Raw genomic sequence first — 18,309 nt, 5'->3', positions numbered from 1 at the left:
CGAAGGGCCTTGCAGGAGCGGGCTTGCCCCGCGAACACCGGCGAAGCCGGTGCCATGTAGCGCGCCGGCTTCTTCGCGGGGCAAGCCCGCTCCTACACCATGCCTGCAGCCTTGCCGGTTAAGCTATCAGGCGTCCTGATAGCTCTCGATCGACGGGCAGGCACACACCAGGTTGCGATCGCCGAACACGTTGTCGACCCGCCCGACCGGCGGCCAGTACTTGCCTTCAACCAGGCTCGCCAGCGGGTACACCGCCTGCTCACGGCTGTAGCCATGGGCCCATTCGCCAACCAGCTCGGCCGCGGTGTGCGGGGCGTTTTTCAGCGGGTTGTCGTCCTTGTCCAGGCTGCCGTTCTCCACGGCGCGAATCTCCTCGCGGATCTGGATCATCGCGGCGCAGAAGCGGTCCAGTTCTTCCTTGGACTCGCTTTCGGTCGGTTCGATCATCAGCGTGCCGGCCACTGGGAAGGACATGGTCGGGGCGTGGAAGCCGAAGTCGATCAGGCGCTTGGCCACGTCGTCGACACTGATGCCGCTGCTGTCCTTGAGCGGGCGCAGGTCGAGGATGCACTCGTGCGCCACCAGGCCATTGCCACCGGTGTACAGCACAGGATAGTGCTCTTCCAGGCGGCGGGCGATGTAGTTGGCGTTGAGAATCGCCATCTGCGAGGCGCGCTTGAGGCCGGCGCCGCCCATCATGCGAATGTACATCCAGGTGATCGGCAGGATGCTGGCGCTGCCGAACGGTGCGGCGCACACTGCGCCTTCGGTGTTCTCCAATTGCGCGTGGCCGGGCAGGAACGGCGCCAGGTGCGACTTCACGCCAATCGGGCCGACACCCGGGCCGCCGCCGCCGTGGGGAATGCAGAAGGTCTTGTGCAGGTTCAGGTGCGAGACATCGCCGCCGAACTTGCCCGGGGCGCACAGGCCGACCATGGCGTTCATGTTGGCGCCATCGATGTACACCTGGCCGCCGTTGTCGTGGATGATCGCGCAGATTTCGCCGATGGCTTCCTCGAACACGCCATGGGTGGACGGGTAGGTAATCATGATCGCGGCCAGGCGCTCGCGGTGTTCGATGGCCTTGGCGCGCAAGTCCTCGACATCGACGTTGCCACGGGCGTCGCAGGCGGTGACCACCACGCGCATGCCAGCCATGTGCGCGGTGGCCGGGTTGGTGCCGTGGGCCGAGGACGGGATCAGGCAGATGTCGCGGTGGCCTTCGCCGCGGCTGCGGTGGTAGGCGCGAATCGCCAGCAGGCCTGCGTATTCGCCCTGGGAGCCGGCGTTGGGCTGCAGCGACACGGCGTCGTAGCCGGTGGCGGCGCACAGCATGGCTTCCAGCTCGTTGGTCATCTGCAGGTAGCCCTGGCTCTGGGCGGCCGGTGCGAACGGGTGCAGGTTGCCGAACTCGGCCCAGGTGACCGGGATCATCTCGCTGGCGGCATTGAGCTTCATGGTGCACGAGCCCAGCGGAATCATGCTGCGGTCCAGCGCCAGGTCCTTGTCGGCCAGGCGGCGCAGGTAGCGCATCAGCTCGGTTTCGCTGTGGTAGCGGTTGAACACGGGGTGTTCGAGGATGGCCGACTGGCGCAGCAGCGCGGCAGGCAGGCGCGAGCCGGTGCTGGCGGCCAGGGCGGCGAAGTCAGGCTGGGCCTGGTCGCCACCGAGCAGTTGCCACAGCGCCTCGACATCGGCCTGGGTGCTGGTTTCGTCGAGCGACAGGCCCAGCAGGCCTGCGTCGATCTGGCGCAGGTTGATGCCCTGGGCGCGGGCCTTGTCATGCAGGCTGGCGGTGGCGCTGCCGGTGGCCAGGGTCAGGGTATCGAAGGCGCTTTCACCCACGACGCCCAGGCCCAGGCGCTGCAGACCAGCGGCGAGGATCGCGGTCAGCGCGTGGGTGCGCTCGGCAATGCGCTTGAGGCCGGCCGGGCCGTGGTACACGGCGAACATGCTGGCGATGTTGGCCAGCAGCACCTGGGCGGTGCAGATGTTGCTGGTGGCCTTCTCGCGGCGGATGTGCTGCTCGCGGGTTTGCATGGCCAGGCGCAGGGCCGTCTTGCCGAAGCGGTCGATCGACACGCCAACCAGGCGCCCCGGCATGTCGCGCTTGAACCCATCGCGGGTGGCGAAGTAGGCCGCATGCGGGCCGCCGAAGCCCAGGGGCACGCCGAAGCGCTGGGCGCTGCCGATGGCCACGTCGGCGTCGAATTCGCCCGGCGGGGTGAGCAGGGTCAGGGCCAGCAGGTCGGCGGCAACGGCCACCAGGGCGTTGGCCGCGTGGAAGCGCTGCACCACCTCGCGGTAGTCGAACACTTCGCCATTGCTGGCCGGGTATTGCAGCAGCGCGCCGAAGAAGGCGCTGACATCACCGAGCTCGCGCTCGTCACCCACGACGATTTCGATGCCCAGCGGTTCGGCACGGGTGCGCAGCACGTCGAGGGTTTGCGGGTGGCAGTGCACGGAGGCGAAGAAGGCGTGGCTGGCCTTGTTCTTCGACAGGCGCTTGCAGAAGGTCATGGCCTCGGCGGCGGCGGTGGCTTCGTCGAGCAGGGAGGCGTTGGCGATCGGCAGGCCGGTGAGGTCGCTGACCAGGGTCTGGAAGTTCAGCAGCGCTTCCAGGCGGCCCTGTGAAATCTCTGGCTGGTAGGGGGTGTAGGCGGTGTACCAGGCCGGGTTTTCCAGCAGGTTGCGCAGAATCGGTGCTGGGGTGTGGGTGTTGTAGTAGCCCTGGCCGATGTAGCTCTTGAACAGCTGGTTCTTGCCGACGATGGCCTTGAGCGCGGCCAGTGCATCGGCTTCGCTCTGGCCGTCGTGGTCACCGAGCACGCTGGTGCCCTTGATGCTGTCTGGGATGACGGCGGCGGACATGGCGTCCAGCGAGTCGAAGCCCAGGCTGGCGAGCATGGCCTGTTCGTCGGCGGCACGTGGGCCGATGTGGCGGGCGATGAATTCGTTAGCGGTGCCGAGGTTGATGGTCATGGTCAGGTTCCTCAGGCGTCGTCGTTGGCTTTGATCAGGCGGTCGTAGGCGTCCTGGTCGAGCAGGGCACCGACTTCGGCCATGTCGGCCGGCTTGAAGCGGAAGAACCAGCCTTCGCCCAGCGGGTCTTCGTTGACCAATTCGGGGCTGTCGTTGAGCGCATCGTTGACGGCAAGCACTTCACCGCCCAGGGGCATGTACACACCGCTGGCGGCCTTCACCGATTCGACGGTGGAGGCTTCGGCACCTTTGTCGTAATGCTGCAGCTCCGGCAGTTGCACATAGACCACATCGCCAAGGGCGTTCTGGGCATAGGCGGTGATGCCTACGGTGACGCTGCCGTCGGCTTCGACGCGCAGCCATTCGTGATCTTCGGTGAAACGCAACTCGCTCATGGGGATTCCTCGGGAAGCAGGGCGTTGGGCGCGGTGGGCCCGCGCTCTTGGGGGTGAGGAATGCTAAGCAATAACGCGGCCATCTTTAAAAAATTCAACTAAATCAATGAGTTATTGGTTTTACGAAAAGCAGCTTCCATGTTTTTGGAATGAAAACATTACACCTGCTGGCAACTGACAAAAGGTTTATGGATCAAATCCTTGCTGCTACTCGGTCAGATGCGACCGTATTGTTTTCGATACGCCGTAATTAAATCGTTACGATACGGCTAGGGAATCAAGCTGTCATGTGCTCCTCAGGTAACCGCTGGATTCATGAAAGATGATTCTTTTTATTAAGTGGGAAAGCGCCTGCTTGCCTAATGGTCGTGGTTATAAATTTGAAGATGTTTTAGGGTTCAGTTCGACTTTCTCTAGGGAATATTACCTGCTGCGAATCCTGATTTGATCGAATGCACAGTGTTATGGACTGCAGTCACTTATCCGAATGAAGGAAATAATTGGAGATAGTGTATGTCCAGAAAGCGCAGACAAGTTCCGCTTGCCCCGACTTATGTAGGTGCGCAGCCACCACCCGCACAAATTCCTTCTGCCTCGATTTCTGGAGGTGCGGGGCGATCGCCTGCATCTCGGCCAGGTGGGACCATGATAAACATGGTTGGGCCTCAGTTGGACGGATTCAAGGCGCTGGCTCCGGGAGCAATGCATCTCGGTAAATCGGAAGCAGAACAGGAATACCTGATAAAGAAGTCAAAAGTTGCCGATACCCTTGCGCAGGAAGTTTCAGCTACGGCGCAAGAGTTGGGAGGCTCCACTGGAACTGCGATAGATAGTTTGAAAATGAGTATCGTGGCACATGGTGCTCTTCTCGGCCGCAAGCGGGTCGATTTAGCTGTTCAGCAGGAGGTCGCAGGAAGTTACTATTTGGGGCTTAGCCCCTTTGACCAGACGCCAAGCAGCTACGCGGGGGCTACATTTCATAATATTGCATCTGGTCGGCTCAAACTTTCTAATATTCAAGAAGCGTTAAATGCCTCGTATCGCGCAGCGTACACCGCGAAGTTGCGAGAGTTAGAGATCGAATTACTTCAAGTACAGATAGCGACGCTTGAAAATGCACTCGCGGCTGCAGAGATGCAAGCCAGATTACAAGCTGAAGCGCAAGCCCAAGCTGATGCGCGAGCAAGGGCACAGGCTGAAGCTGATGCCCGGGCTCAAGCTGAGGCACAAGTCAGAGCTCAGGCCGTAGCGCTCGCCCAGGCCAAAGCCCGCGAGGCTGCGGTTAAAGCAGCCGCCGAGCGGGCACAAGCGGAAAAGGCGATTCGTGAAGCCAACAGCTACAGAATCCCGCTTGCAAAGCTTGATGGGACGCCTGCGGTCATCATGGCGACAGGGGCAGCACCGGCGCTTCAGGGTGGTTTAACGTTAAGTGCCGCGTTGCGTTCTGCCGTTTTAGCAGTCGGTGCAGCCTCACTCGCATCGGTCGCGTTGCCTTTCCTGGTAAGGGTTGCTGCACTACTTTATTCCCCCAAGTTGGGCAATGGAGAGCTGCAGGAGAATTACCTTCTGAGCACGCCACTGGCTGACCTGTCGGTGGCGCTTGATGCTGCTGCGCAAGCGGAAGCCATTGAGCGCGGCTGGATCGAACTTCCGGTGCGTATGGGGGACAAGCGCGAAGATATCGGCCCGACCGAACTGTTCGCGATTCGCACCGATGGGGCTGCCATACCTTCAACGGTGGCAGTTCTTGCAGCTCACCACGATGCGTCAACTGGCGAATACGTCGTAACGACCGAAGATGTCCCGCCAAGAAATCTAGTGTGGACGCCCGCCGTTGAGCCAATGGGCAGCTCAACAACCTTACCTGCAACGCGCCCCCCGAAGAAAGTATTGGTTGGGCCAAAACTCGAACCGCTTGAAGGGCGGCTCGATACCTACCCGGATCTGCCCGATGTCGGGTTCGATGACTACGTCATCATCTTCCCTGCCGACTCGGGGTTGGCGCCGCTGTATGTGATGTTCAAAAGCCGGCGGCATATCACAGGAATTGGAGTAGGCAAGGGTAAGCAGTTTAGTGGTGAATTGCTTGTTGAAGGAAATCGAAACGGCTCGCCCATTCCCTCCCAAATTGCGAGCAAGCTGCGGGGGAGATCACATAGCAGTTGGAATTTGTATCGGCAAAGACTTTGGCGGCTTGTAGCTAAGAGTCCGTTGTTTGAGGGGCAGTTCTCCCCTGAGATGCGAGCATTGATGCTGCGAGGGCTAGCTCCGTATGCTCCTAGGGATGAACGGGTTGGTAGTAGGGTTAAATACGAAATTCATCACATAAAATCAATACGTGATGGTGGAGGTGTTTATGATAGTGATAATTTGGTAATAATTTCACCAAGATTCCATATCGACATGCATAGGTGAGGTTTTTATGATGAAGCAGCTAAATGATTACACCGAAAATGAATTTTATGAGTTTTTACTTGGTATATGTCGTGCAGATGGGCGCTTATACCCAACGGAACGCTCCCATATCAACGCGGTGTTGGAGTTTGAGCGATTGACCGGCCACCCCGCCGGGTCTGATCTTATCTACAGAGCAAAAAAATTGGGGATCGAGGAGACCCCGCGAGGCATGCTCAATGAAGTAAAAAGATGGCGCGCCGAGCAGGGCCTTCCGGGTTTCAAGGATTCTTGACTTTCCTATAAAACTCCCCGGCCTTTTCAGGCTGGGGAGTCTGTGTTCACTGCTCGCGATGGGCTGCAACGCAGCCCCGGCATGATGAGCCGCGAAGCTGAGACCCTGGGGCCGCTGCGCGCCCCATCGCGAGCTGCGCTCGCTCCTACCGGGGCGGTGTCGGGCTGAGGTAGGCGCTCGAATTCGTCGATAAAGAACCCCCACCATCGGCCCCACCAGAAACGCCAGCTGCGAGGGCCCGAAACGGTGGGTCACGGCCTGCGTGTTGGCGATGGCAGTGGGGCTGCGCCCAGGCCGAACCCGCAGTGGCCTGCCGCCAATACTGCGGCATCGTAGTTGCGTTCCATGACCCGGAAGCATCGCAAACTTTGCTCGCTTCTATGAAAGAAATCGTAACTTTCTGATTTAGCGGGGAACTCTGTAGGAGCGGGCTTGACCCGCGAAGCAGGTGCTGCGGTGAATGGCACCGGCTGCGCCGGTGTTCGCGGGGCAAGCCCGCTCCTACAGGGGCTATTGCCCGCAAGCGCGCTGCAATATTTCACGTGGCGGATCAAAAGGAGATGTGAAAGCGATGAAAGATAGAATCTCGGATTACACAGAGCACGAGTTTCTTGAGCTTGTACACGGCATTTATCATGGTGATCCAGTTCTTTATCCGACGGATCGGAAGCATACGGATGGGATTATTAAGTTCGAGCGGTTATGTGAGCACCCACTGGGTTCTGACCTGATTTTCTATCCGAGCAAGGTAGGAATTAAGGACTCCCCTCAAAGCGTGGTAGAGGCAGTGAAGAAATGGCGAGCCGAGCAAGGCTTACCAGGGTTCAAGGAGTCCTGACCACCCTTCGCAACTCCCCGGTCCATCGAGGTCGGGGCGGGTGGCTGGTAGGAGCGAGCAAAGCTCGCGATGGGCTGCAAAGCAGCCCCGGCATGATGGGCCGCGGAGCTGAAACCCTGGGGCCGCTGCGCGCCCCATCGCGAGCTGCGCTCGCTCCTACCGGGGCGGTGTTGGGCTGAGGTAGGCGCTCGAATTCGACGGTAATGTTCAGCCTGCGGCAACGAACGGTAGCGCCAGGTACAGCTTGATCACGATCACGTTGATGATGTCGATAAAGAACGCCCCCACCATCGGCACCACCAGAAACGCCAGCTGCGAAGGCCCGAAACGGTGGGTCACGGCCTGCATGTTGGCGATGGCAGTGGGCGTAGCGCCCAGGCCGAATCCGCAATGGCCGGCTGCCAATACCGCGGCATCGTAGTTGCGGCCCATGACCCGGAAGGTGACGAAGATCGCGAACAGCGCCATCAGCAGAGTTTGTGCCGCCAGGATGACCAGGAAGGGCAGGGCCAGTGCTGCCAGGTCCCACAGTTTCAGCGACATCAGCGCAATGGCCAGGAACAGCGACAAGCTCACATTGCCCAGCACCGACACTTCCCGCTCGAACACCTGGTAAAGGCCCAGGGCGGACAGCCCGTTGCGCAGCAGCACGCCGACGAACAGCACGCAAACGAAGGTCGGCAGTTCGAACGCCGTGCCCTGCAACTGGCCATTGAGCAGCGTGCCGCCCAGCAGGCTGACAGCGATCAGCGCCAGGGTTTCGATAAACGACAAGGGCGTGATCAGGCGCTCTTTACCCGGCTCTTCAAAACCCTTGGGCATGTGTGGCGCTGCCTGCTCGCCGCCGGGCAGCTGGACCCGCTTGATCAGCAGGCGGGCAACTGGGCCGCCGATCAGGCCACCCAGCACCAGGCCGAAGGTGGCCGAGGCCAGGGCCAGCTCCGAGGCCGAGGCCAGGCCGTATTTCTCGCTGAAGGTGGTGCTCCAGGCCGCCCCGGTGCCGTGGCCGCCGGACAGGGTGATCGAGCCGGTCAGCAGGCCCATCAGCGGGTCCAGGCCCAGCGCCGTGGCCAGGCCGATGCCCATGGCATTCTGCACCAGCAGCAGCCCGGTGACCGCGAGCAGGAAAATGCCCACCACCCGGCCACCCTTCTTCAAGCTGGCGAAGTCGGCATTCAGGCCGATGGTGGCGAAGAAGGCCAGCATCAACGGCGCCTGCAGCGAGGTGTCGAACTGCACCTTCAGGTCGAAGCTGCGTAAACCCAGCAACAGCAAGGCGACCACCAGGCCGCCAGCCACCGGCTCGGGAATGTTGTAGGTGCGCAGGATGGCCACGCGCTTTACCAGGCCATGCCCAAGCAACAGGACGAGAGAAGCGGCTACCAGCGTGCCGTAGAAATCGAGTTCCAGCATGAGAGGCGTTCTTTCCAGCAAACAGGGATGAACGCCATTCTCGCAGCAGTGTTCGATGAAGTATTGGCCAGGCCCGTAGGGCTTTTCTGAAAGCTTTACGCGAAAAGGATTAGCCTTTGCCCGGAATACCGTATTTGCGCAAACGTTGCGCAATGGCCGTATGCGAGGTCTGCAGGCGCCCGGCCAACTGCCGGGTGGACGGGTAACTGGCGTACAGGCGTTGCAGCAGTTCGCGCTCGAAGTCGCCCACCGCCTGTTCCAGGCTTGCCACTTCGCCATCCTGGCCTCGGGCCACCGAGGTGCCGGCGATATCCAGGTCACCGATATCCACCAGGTTGCTTTCGCAGATGGCCGCGGCGCGGAATATCACGTTCTGCAACTGGCGCACATTGCCTGGCCAGGGGTTGGCCAGCAGCGCCGAGTGGGTGGCGGGTGTCAGCCGGCACGCTGGGCGCTGGATCTGCGTGCAGGCCTGCTGCATGAAGTAATGGGCGAGCATCAGGATGTCCTGGCCGCGGTCGCGCAAGGGCGGTACTTGCAGGTTCAGCACATTCAAACGGTAGAACAGGTCTTCGCGGAAGGTACCTTCGGCCACCATGCGCTCAAGGTCGCGGTGGGTGGCGCTGATGATGCGCACGTCCACCTTGACCTCGCGGTCGCCGCCTACCCGGCGAAAGCTGCCGTCGCTGAGAAAACGCAACAGCTTGGCCTGCAGGTAGGGTGACATTTCGCCAATTTCATCGAGGAACACCGTGCCCTGGTTGGCCAGTTCCATCAGCCCCGGCTTGCCGCCACGTTGGGCACCGGTGAAGGCGCCGGGGGCATAGCCGAACAGCTCGCTCTCGGCCAGGCTTTCGGGCAGTGCGGCGCAGTTCAGGGCCAGGAAGGGCGCGGCCTGGCGGCTGCTGATGGCGTGGCAGGCGCGGGCCACCAACTCCTTGCCGGTGCCGGTTTCGCCGTGTACCAGCAGCGGTGCATCCAGGGCCGCGACACGCAGGGCGCGGGCCTTGAGGGTGCGAATGGCCGGCGACTCGCCCAGCAGGGCGTCGAAGCCTTCGGCGTGGTCGTGGTGCAGGGCCGACAGGCGCTCACCCATGCGGTTGGGCGGGTACAGGGTCAGCAGGCCGCCAGCGTGGGTGATCGGCGATGCGTCCAGCAGCAGGCTCTGGCCGTTGAGCTGCATCTCGCGCATGGGCAGGTGAAAATTGTTGTCCAGCAGCGCCTGCAGCAGGCCGGGGTCGTTGAACAGTTCGCCCACCGTACGCCCGGCCGACTCCCGGCCGCACAGGGCAATCAGCGCGGGGTTGGCCAGCAGCACCTTGCCTGCGCTGTCCACCGCCAGCACCGGGTCGCTCATGGCCGCCAGCAGCGCGTCGAGCTGCAGGTGGCGGCGCTGGCCGGGGAGGATGTCGACCACGTCCACCGATTGCACGCCGTGTACCTCGAACAAGGCATCGTGCAGTTCTTCGAGCACGGCAGGGCTCAGGGTCGGGGCGTCGATGTAGACGTTGGGCGGGACCATCTCCACGGCGTCCAGGTTGAGGTTGCGGGCACCGAGCAGGGCGAGGACTTCCTGGGTGATGCCGACGCGGTCGATGAAGCTGACGTGGATGCGCATGGGGGAGGCGGGGGTCGTGGCCGGGGAGGGCAGTAGTATGCCTCAACATCGCCGGGGCCGCTTTGCGGCCCTTTCGCGGCACAAGGCCGCTCCTACAAGGGGCGCGGTTGCCTGTAGGAGCGGCCTTGTGCCGCGAAAGGGATCACTCCAGGTGTTCAGACTTGATCGGGTCGCCGGATTTCACATCCAGTTTCTGGCGGATGTCTTCGAACATGGCGTCGTAGAGTTTGTGCGGCGATGCCAGGGTTTCGAATTTCTTGGGCGGGGCAAGGTGCTGCTGCGCCTTGCGGCTGAGCACCATCAGAAAGCTCGGCAGCACCTGGTCCTTGGCCAGGAAGAACGGTTCATCGACGGGCTTGCCCTCGATGCTGCCGTGCATGCGAAACTGGATGCCTCTGCCTTCCTTGGGGTCGGTGACCGCTTCGTAGTCGATGTTCAGGTCGTAACTGTGGTCGTTCTTGTTCAGCGCGGTGCGCTCGATATGGACATGACCTGGCGCGTACTTGGCCATAGCAGACTCCTGCAGAAGGTGAACATGGCGGGCCCTCACGGCCCGCCGACTGCATTCAACGGTAGCTGATACCGGGCTTGGCGGTACTGACGCGGGTGCCGGCGGTGCCCTTGACGATATCTTCGATGTTTTCCAGCGAGCTGATTACCGCCACCTTGCCGGTGTGGCGGGCGAAATCGCAGGCAGCCTGCACCTTCGGCCCCATGGAGCCGGCGGCAAAGCCCAGGCGTTCGAGCTCGTCGGGGTGGGCCTGGGCAATGGCTTTCTGCGTCGGTTTGCCCCAATCGATGTAGGCGGCATCCACGTCGGTGGCGATGATCAACAGGTCGGCATCCAGTTGTTCGGCCAGCAATGCCGAGCACAGGTCCTTGTCGATCACCGCCTCGATGCCCTTGAGCTTGCGGTTTTCATCGTACATGGTTGGGATGCCGCCGCCACCGGCGCAAATCACGATGCTGCTCTTTTCCAGTAGCCACTTGATCGGGCGGATCTCGAAGATGCGCTTGGGTTTGGGGCTTGCCACCACGCGGCGGTACTTGTCGCCATCGGGCTTGACCACCCAGCCTTTTTCCTTGGCCAGGCGCTCGGCCTCGTCCTTGGCATAGACCGGGCCGATAAACTTGGTCGGGTCTTTGAAGGCCGGGTCGTTGGCGTCCACTTCGACCTGGGTCAGCAGGGTGGCGAAGGGCACTTCGAAGGCGAGCAGGTTGCCCAGCTCCTGTTCGATCATGTAACCGATCATGCCTTCGGTTTCGGCACCCAGCACGTCCAGCGGGTAGGCCTCGTCGGGCTTGTAGGCCATGCCCTGAAGCGACAGCAGGCCAACCTGCGGGCCGTTGCCGTGGGCGATGACCAGCTCGTTGCCGGGGTGAATCTTGGCGATCTGTTCGGTGGCGGTGCGGATATTGGCGCGCTGGTTGTCAGCGGTCATGGGCTCGCCGCGGCGCAGCAGGGCGTTGCCGCCCAATGCAACAACGATACGCATGGGGAATGTCCTTTGAACGAATAGACGATGAACCGTCACTACACAAGGGCCGGTGGGTTACCTGTGGGGGCGGGCAAGCCCCCCCCCCACAGTTACCCTGCAAGCCACTTGCGAGCGGTGGCGGATTACAAGTCAGCCAAGGTCGAAACCAGGATCGCCTTGATGGTGTGCATGCGGTTTTCCGCCTGCTCGAAGGCGATGCAGGCCGGCGACTCGAACACGTCGTCGGTCACTTCGATGCCGTTGGCCAGGTCCGGGTACTGCTCGGCGATCTGCTTGCCAACCTTGGTTTCGGAGTTATGGAACGCCGGCAGGCAGTGCATGAACTTGGTCCGTGGGTTGCCGCTGGCCTTCATCAGCTCCTTGTTCACCTGGTAAGGCTTGAGCAGCTTGATGCGCTCGCCCCAGGCTTCGATCGGCTCGCCCATCGACACCCACACATCGGTGTGGATGAAGTCCACGCCCTTGACCGCCGCCTTGGCGTCTTCGGTCAGGGTGATGCGTGCGCCGCTTTCTTCGGCGTACTGCTTGCAGCGCGCTACCAGGTCGTCATGGGGCCACAGGTCCTTCGGTGCGGCGATGCGCACGTCCATGCCCAGCTTGGCGCCGATCAACAGCAGCGAGTTGCCCATGTTGTTGCGGGCGTCGCCCAGGTAGGCATAGCTGATGTCGTGCAGGGGCTTGTCGCTGTGCTCGCGCATGGTCAGCACGTCGGCGATCATCTGCGTGGGGTGGTATTCATCGGTCAGGCCGTTGAACACCGGCACGCCGGCGAACTTGGCCAGTTCCTCGACGATCTCCTGCTTGAAGCCGCGGTACTCGATGGCATCGTACATGCGCCCAAGCACGCGGGCGGTGTCCTTCATGCTTTCCTTGTGGCCGATCTGCGAGGAATTGGGGTCGATGTAGGTGACGTTGGCGCCCTGGTCGTAGGCGGCCACCTCGAAGGCACAGCGGGTGCGGGTGGAGGTTTTCTCGAAGATCAGGGCGATGTTGTTGCCCTTCAGGTGTTGCTGCTCGGTGCCGGTGTACTTGGCGCGCTTGAGGTCGCGGGACAGGTCCAGCAGGTACTTCAGCTCGCGGGTGCTGTGGTGTTCGAGGCTGAGCAGGTTGCGGTTGTGGATGTTGAACGCCATGACAGAGTCTCCTTGAGTGTGGTGAACGTCCCGGCCGCCACTTCGTGGGTGCGGCCGGGTGTGCAATGGGCGTTAGTAGTCGATTGGGTCGCGTACGATCGGGCAGGTCATGCAGTGGCCGCCGCCGCGGCCACGGCCCAGCTCGCCGGCGCTGATGGTGATGACCTCGATGCCGGCCTTGCGCAGCAGGGTGTTGGTGTAGGTGTTGCGGTCGTAGCCGATGACCACGCCGGGCTCGATGGCCACCACGTTGTTGCCGTCATCCCACTGCTCGCGCTCGGCGGCGAAGCTGTTGCCGCCGGTTTCGACCACGCGCAGCTTGACCCCCAGCTGCTCGCCGACCACCTCGATGAACGATTTGTTGATGCGGCGCACGTCCATGCCGTACGGCTTGCTTTCGTCGGGGCGGATGATGAACGGCACGATCTCTTTCACCACTTCCGGGAAGACCGTGACCAGGTCGCGGTCGCAGAAGCTGAACACGGTGTCCAGGTGCATGGCGGCGCGGGACTTCGGCAGCCCGGCGACGATCACTTCCTTCACTGCGCCCTTGGCGAACAGGTTGCGTGCCAGCTGGCCGATGGCCTGGCGCGAGGTGCGCTCGCCCATGCCGATCAACACGATGCCGTTGCCAATGGGCATCACGTCACCGCCTTCGAGGGTGGACTGGCCGTGTTCCTTGTCCGGGTCGCCGTACCAGACTTGGAAGTCGGCGTTGGTGAATTCCTTGTGGAACTTGTAGATGGCGGTGGTCAGCAGGGTTTCCTGGCGACGCGCCGGCCAGTACATCGGGTTCAGCGTCACGCCGCCGTAGATCCAGCAGGTGGTGTCGCGGGTGAACTGGGTGTTGGGCAGCGGCGGCAGAATGAAACTGGAATGGCCCAGGTAGTCGTTGTACATCTTGACCACATCGGCGCCTTCGCTCTGCGGCAGGTCCTGGCCGGCTACACCACCAATCAGGAACTCGGCCAGGTGGCGTGGCTCAAGGCCTTCGAGCCAGCTGCGCACTTCGTTCTTCAGGCCCACGCCCACGGTGTCGTCGGTGATCTTGCGGTCAAGGATCCAGGCCAGGGCCTCCTTGTTCTGCACGATGTCGGTCAGCAGGTTGTGCATCTCCAGCACGTCCACGCCGCGCTCGCGCATCTTGGTGACGAAATCGAAGTGGTCACGCTTGGCCTGGTCGACCCAGATCACGTCGTCGAACAGCAACTCGTCGCAGTTGCTTGGGGTCAGGCGCTTGTGCGCCAGGCCCGGGGCGCAAACCATTACCTTGCGCAGCTTGCCAGCTTCGGAGTGCACGCCGTACTTCTGTTTCTCAGTGGACATGGTTCAATCCTCCATTAAGGCAAATACGTGGGTCACAGGGTCAGGAAGCCGTCATACAGGCCATAGGCCGCCAGCAGGGCGCCAATGACCACGGCGGCGAAGATCAGTTTTTCCACGCTGGTGAAGATGGGTTGGCCCACCTCGCGCTTGGCCTTGGCGAACAGGATCACGCCAGGGGCATAGAGCAGGGCCGAGAGCAGCAGGTATTTGACGCCGCCGGCGTACAGCAGCCAGATGGCATAAACCAGGGCGATGGCGCCGATGAGCAGGTCCTTGTTGCGTTCGCCTGCGGCCTGTTCGTAGGTTTCCCCGCGCAGTGCCAGCAGAAAGCCGTAGCCGGCCGACCACAGGTATGGCACCAGGATCATCGAGGTGGCCAGGTAGATCAGCGACAGGTAGGTACTGCTGGAGAACAACGTGATCACCAGGAAGATCTGCACCATGGCGTTGGTCAGCCACAGGGCGTTGGCCGGCACCTGGTTGGCGTTTTCCCGGCGCAGGAACTCCGGCATGGTGTGGTCCTTGGCCGCGGCGAACATGATCTCGGCGCACAGCAGCACCCACGACAGCAGCGCCCCGAGCAGCGAGATGATCAGGCCGACGCTGATCAGCACCGCGCCCCAGTGGCCGACCACGTGCTCCAGCACGGCGGCCATCGACGGGTTCTGCAGCTTGGCCAGCTCCGTTTGGGTCATCACCCCCAGCGACAGCACGTTGACCAGCACCAGGAACAGCAGCACGGTGATGAAGCCGATCACGGTGGCCTTGCCCACGTCGGAGCGTTTTTCCGCCCGTGACGAGAAGATGCTCGCGCCCTCGATGCCGATGAACACCCACACGGTGACCAGCATCATGTTGCGCACCTGGTTCATCACGCTGCCCAGCTCCGGCGTGCCCTGGCCCCAGATGTCGGCGGTGAACACATCGAGCCTGAAGGCGAACAGGCAGATCAGCGCGAACAGCACCAGCGGCACCACCTTGGCCACGGTGGTGAGCAGGTTGATGAACGCTGCTTCCTTGATGCCGCGCAGCACCAGAAAGTGCACCGCCCACAGCAGAATCGACGCGCCGATGATGGCCGCCGGGGTGTTGCCTTCACCGAAGATCGGGAAGAAGTAGCCCAAGGTGCTGAACAGCAGCACGAAGTAGCCGACGTTGCCCAGCCAGGCACTGATCCAGTAGCCCCAGGCCGAGGAAAAGCCCATGTAGTCACCAAAGCCGGCCTTGGCGTAGGCGTACACGCCGCCGTCCAGGTCAGGCTTGCGGTTGGCCAGGGTCTGGAACACGAAGGCCAGGGTGAGCATGCCCACGGCGGTGATCGCCCAGCCGATCAGAACGGCGCCCACGCCCGCGCTGGCAGCCATGTTCTGCGGCAACGAAAATATCCCGCCACCGATCATCGAACCGACCACCAGTGCCACCAGTGCGCCTAGTTTAAGTTTTCCGGATGAATCAGACATTTAACAACTCCTGCCAGGAGAAAGTTGACGACAGAATAAATCCGTCGCCGTTACCATGAGCTGACATGGATCAGTTCATGGGGCATGAAGTAGGAAAAATCCTTCATGCGACTCCTGGAGAGTGCCGACAGCGTTGCTGCAGGCCTTGTGCGCTGGCACCTCCATGTCGATCGATAGAGCGAACACTCTGTTTAGCCTGCGAACACTGAACCTAGTCCGTTTTCTCGTTTTCGCAAATTTCCGATACGCTTTTTATGTGTTATTAGAATCTTTCTGGTTGCGCAGACAACTGACAATTTTACTAGGTTGACACCGATAGACAGTCTGGTTATGGCTGCTATAAGTTTAAGGTTTTAACTGTATAAGTAACTGCACAGGTAGGCAGCTGCTTGATAGAGCCAATTGGTTGATAACAGTGAGTGGGGAGGCCCATGGGCGAGCCAGGACAGAAGCTGCGCCTTGGTGCATTGATCGCACTGGTGGTCGGTTCGATGATTGGCGGCGGGATCTTTTCCCTGCCGCAGAACATGGCGGCACGGGCCGATGTCGGCGCCGTGCTGATTGGCTGGGCAATCACCGCGGTGGGCATGCTGGCACTGGCCTTCGTGTTCCAGACCCTGGCCAACCGCAAGCCCGAGCTGGACTCGGGGGTGTACGCCTATGCCAAGGCGGGCTTTGGCGACTACATGGGCTTTTCCTCGGCCTGGGGCTACTGGATCAGCGCCTGGCTGGGCAACGTCGGCTACTTCGTGCTGCTGTTCAGTACCCTGGGCTTTTACTTTCCAGTGTTCGGTGAAGGCAATACGCCAGTGGCCATCGGCTGTGCCTCGGTGTTGCTGTGGTCGGTGCATTTCCTGGTGCTGCGCGGCATCAAGGAAGCGGCATTTATCAACCAGGTCACCACCGTGGCCAAGGTGGTGCCGCTGCTGATCTTCATCGTCATCGCCGCCTTTGCCTTTCGCGCCGATATCTTCACCCGCGACATCTGGGGCCTGAGCAACCCGCAGTTCGGCAACGTGCTGGACCAGGTGCGCAACATGATGCTGGTCACGGTGTTCGTGTTCATTGGCATCGAAGGTGCCAGCGTGTATTCCGGGCGCGCCCAGCGCCGCGCCGATGTGGGCAAGGCCACGGTGATCGGCTTCCTCGGGGTGCTGGCGCTGCTGGTGCTGGTCAACGTGCTGTCGCTGGGGGTGATGACCCAGCCGGAGTTGGCCAGGTTGCAGAACCCGTCGCTGGCCTCGGTGCTGGAGCATATCGTCGGGCCCTGGGGCGCCTTGTTGATCAGCATCGGCCTGGCGGTGTCGTTGCTGGGGGCGTTGTTGTCCTGGGCGCTGTTGTGCGCCGAGATCCTCTATGCCACGGCGCGCGACCGGACCATGCCGCGCTTTTTGGCCAAGGAAAATGCCAACCAGGTGCCGGCCAATGCCCTGTGGCTGACCAACTGCATGATCCAGGGCTTCTTGTTGATTACCCTGGTTTCAGCGGGTACCTATACCAGCCTGATCTACCTGGCCTCGTCGATGATCCTGGTGCCCTACCTGTGGTCGGCGGCCTATGCGCTGCTGCTGGCGTGGCGCGGCGAACGCTATGAAGGGCAGGCCGGGTTGCGCCGCAAGGACCTGCTGGTGGCGGCGCTGGCGCTGCTGTATGCGGTGTGGCTGCTGTACGCCGGTGGGCTGAAGTACCTGCTGCTGTCGGCGTTGCTGTATGCCCCGGGCGTGATCCTGTTCGCCTGCGCCAAGCACGAGCAGGGGCAGGCGCTGTTCACCACGTGGGAAAAACTGATTTTCGCGGCGGTGCTGGCCGGTGCGGCGCTGGCGGCGTACCTGCTGTATTCAGGGCTGCTGAGCCTGTGACGCGGCGGGGCACAGGCGCTCCGGGCGCGACCAGATCCACAGGTTGCCCAGGGTCATGCCGGCGATGGCCAGGAACACCGGCCAGTGGTGGTCGAGGAAGGTCAGCATCAGGCCTGCGCACAGCAGCATGCTGAGGGTCGCGCTGACTTTGGCGCGGCGTTGGATCACCTTGCCGTTGCGCCAGTTGTGCAAAATGGGCCCGAACAACCGGTGATTTTCCAGCCAGGCCGACAGGCGCGGCGAACTGCGCGTTGCCGCCCAGGCGGCCAGCAGAATGAACTCGGTGGTCGGCAGGCCGGGAATGACGATGGCGACCAGGCCGATACCCAAGCTGACGTAAGCCAGGATGCCGTACAGCAGGCGGGACAGTTTGGAGCGGGCGGGTTGGGTCATGGTCTCACTGCGAAAAACGTCCGGCCGCCGGAGGGGCGGCCGGTTGGTGCGTCTCAGGCCAGTGCGGCGTCGGCGGCGTAGGCATGCTTGAGCAGTTCGGTGAAACGCTCGAAGGCGGCGACCGCAGCGCGCTCGGCGGCGGCGTCTTCCTCAGGCGACAGCTCAAGGCCGTCGAGGATGCGGGTGAACTGCTTCCAGCCTTCGGCACGGCCACCGGCCGGCTCGCCGAGGTGACGGGCGCCGAAGCTGTCGGACAGTTCCAGGGCCACGGCACGCTTGATCAGAAACGCAGCGCCCAGTTTGGAGCCTTCGGAGACGAAGATCCAGCCCATGGCTTCAGCCAGGCTCGGATTCTGCACGGCACCGGGCACGGCGGCCGGAACTTCGGTGTTCAGGTCGGCCAGGTCCAGGCGCGCCTGTTCGGCGCGGCAACGCTCGGCCAGGTCCGGGACGATGGCGATCAGTTGCGGGTCGTTGTACAGGGCCTTGAGTTCTGCCTGGAACAGGTATTGGGCGACCACGAAGCGCGCGAAGCTTTCACGGCTGTCGAACGGCGCGTGGGATTTGACCAGGGCATCGAGCTCGCTGTGGGGGGCGTGGGTGACCTGGTTCAGGCGTTGCGAGCGCAGGGCTGGGCGGTCGGTCATGGGGGTGTCCTTGGAAAAATGAGGGCGTCTAGTGACAAGACGAAACAGCAGGGCGGG

The 18,309-nt window shown here is 62.1% G+C and carries 15 protein-coding genes and 1 pseudogene; 4 read left to right on the top strand and 12 right to left on the bottom strand.

The features are described from left to right. Positions 1-126 precede the first annotated feature (126 nt). Both gcvP and gcvH read right to left on the bottom strand, forming a co-directional pair. Positions 127-2,988 carry an aminomethyl-transferring glycine dehydrogenase gene (gene gcvP, locus F3J44_RS20245; RefSeq protein ID WP_370526771.1) on the bottom strand — a complete coding sequence of 954 codons (2,862 nt, stop codon included), beginning with the start codon at positions 2,986-2,988 and terminating at the stop codon, positions 127-129. A gap of 5 nt (positions 2,989-2,993) precedes the next feature. Then, a complete protein-coding gene (gene gcvH, locus F3J44_RS20240) occupies positions 2,994-3,377 on the bottom strand; it encodes a glycine cleavage system protein GcvH (RefSeq protein ID WP_167060431.1) in 384 nt (127 codons plus the stop codon). Positions 3,378-4,022: 645 nt separating this feature from the next. Between gcvH and F3J44_RS20235 the strand changes: the two genes are divergently transcribed. Both F3J44_RS20235 and F3J44_RS20230 read left to right on the top strand, forming a co-directional pair. Then, positions 4,023-5,792: an S-type pyocin domain-containing protein gene (locus F3J44_RS20235; protein WP_167275411.1), complete on the top strand. Its 1,770-nt coding sequence runs from the start codon at positions 4,023-4,025 to the stop codon at positions 5,790-5,792. Positions 5,793-5,799: 7 nt separating this feature from the next. Continuing rightward, positions 5,800-6,066, top strand: a complete 267-nt coding sequence (locus F3J44_RS20230) for a bacteriocin immunity protein (RefSeq protein ID WP_167275408.1) — start codon at positions 5,800-5,802, stop codon at positions 6,064-6,066. A gap of 189 nt (positions 6,067-6,255) precedes the next feature. Here F3J44_RS20230 and F3J44_RS29910 read toward each other — a convergent pair. Then, positions 6,256-6,422: pseudogene (locus F3J44_RS29910) on the bottom strand (sodium/glutamate symporter); the annotation flags it as partial. A gap of 215 nt (positions 6,423-6,637) precedes the next feature. On the opposite strand from F3J44_RS29910, the gene F3J44_RS20220 reads away from it, so the two are divergent. Continuing rightward, on the top strand, positions 6,638-6,904 hold the full coding sequence (locus F3J44_RS20220; RefSeq protein ID WP_167060750.1) for a bacteriocin immunity protein: 267 nt from the start codon (positions 6,638-6,640) through the stop codon (positions 6,902-6,904). A gap of 207 nt (positions 6,905-7,111) precedes the next feature. On the opposite strand, the gene gltS is transcribed toward F3J44_RS20220, so the two are convergent. The 7 genes from gltS to arcD (F3J44_RS20185) form a co-directional block, all read right to left on the bottom strand. Continuing rightward, the gene (gltS, locus tag F3J44_RS20215) at positions 7,112-8,317 is read right to left on the bottom strand and encodes a sodium/glutamate symporter (RefSeq protein ID WP_167060419.1); all 1,206 of its coding nucleotides are present in this window, start codon (positions 8,315-8,317) and stop codon (positions 7,112-7,114) included. Between the two features lie 109 nt (positions 8,318-8,426). Beyond that, positions 8,427-9,935 carry a sigma-54-dependent transcriptional regulator gene (locus F3J44_RS20210; RefSeq protein WP_167060416.1) on the bottom strand — a complete coding sequence of 503 codons (1,509 nt, stop codon included), beginning with the start codon at positions 9,933-9,935 and terminating at the stop codon, positions 8,427-8,429. Between the two features lie 142 nt (positions 9,936-10,077). Further along, on the bottom strand, positions 10,078-10,446 hold the full coding sequence (locus F3J44_RS20205; protein WP_167275405.1) for a DUF5064 family protein: 369 nt from the start codon (positions 10,444-10,446) through the stop codon (positions 10,078-10,080). A 55-nt stretch (positions 10,447-10,501) separates the two neighbouring features. Then, positions 10,502-11,431 (bottom strand): carbamate kinase, encoded by a 930-nt coding sequence (gene arcC / locus F3J44_RS20200; protein WP_167275402.1) that lies wholly within the window; start codon positions 11,429-11,431, stop codon positions 10,502-10,504. Between the two features lie 125 nt (positions 11,432-11,556). Further along, entirely contained in the window at positions 11,557-12,567 is a 1,011-nt protein-coding gene (locus F3J44_RS20195; protein WP_167060407.1) for an ornithine carbamoyltransferase, read from the bottom strand. A 72-nt stretch (positions 12,568-12,639) separates the two neighbouring features. Beyond that, the gene (gene arcA / locus F3J44_RS20190) at positions 12,640-13,893 is read right to left on the bottom strand and encodes an arginine deiminase (RefSeq protein WP_167275401.1); all 1,254 of its coding nucleotides are present in this window, start codon (positions 13,891-13,893) and stop codon (positions 12,640-12,642) included. A 32-nt stretch (positions 13,894-13,925) separates the two neighbouring features. Continuing rightward, positions 13,926-15,353: an arginine-ornithine antiporter gene (gene arcD / locus F3J44_RS20185; RefSeq protein WP_167275399.1), complete on the bottom strand. Its 1,428-nt coding sequence runs from the start codon at positions 15,351-15,353 to the stop codon at positions 13,926-13,928. A 431-nt stretch (positions 15,354-15,784) separates the two neighbouring features. Between arcD (F3J44_RS20185) and arcD (F3J44_RS20180) the strand changes: the two genes are divergently transcribed. Next, complete coding sequence (gene arcD / locus F3J44_RS20180; protein ID WP_167275398.1) at positions 15,785-17,212, top strand: arginine-ornithine antiporter; 1,428 nt, start codon at positions 15,785-15,787, stop codon at positions 17,210-17,212. On the opposite strand, the gene F3J44_RS20175 is transcribed toward arcD (F3J44_RS20180), so the two are convergent. Then, positions 17,192-17,605: a YbaN family protein gene (locus tag F3J44_RS20175; RefSeq protein WP_167275396.1), complete on the bottom strand. Its 414-nt coding sequence runs from the start codon at positions 17,603-17,605 to the stop codon at positions 17,192-17,194. The two genes, arcD (F3J44_RS20180) and F3J44_RS20175, sit on opposite strands and share 21 nt — an antisense overlap. A 53-nt stretch (positions 17,606-17,658) precedes the next feature. Next, positions 17,659-18,252, bottom strand: a complete 594-nt coding sequence (locus F3J44_RS20170) for a biliverdin-producing heme oxygenase (protein WP_167060392.1) — start codon at positions 18,250-18,252, stop codon at positions 17,659-17,661. Positions 18,253-18,309 lie beyond the last annotated feature (57 nt).

Origin of the sequence: Pantoea sp. Tr-811 (assembly GCF_011752535.1) — a bacterium.
GTDB lineage: Bacteria > Pseudomonadota > Gammaproteobacteria > Pseudomonadales > Pseudomonadaceae > Aquipseudomonas.
This window is presented reverse-complemented; position numbering and strand designations above follow the sequence as displayed.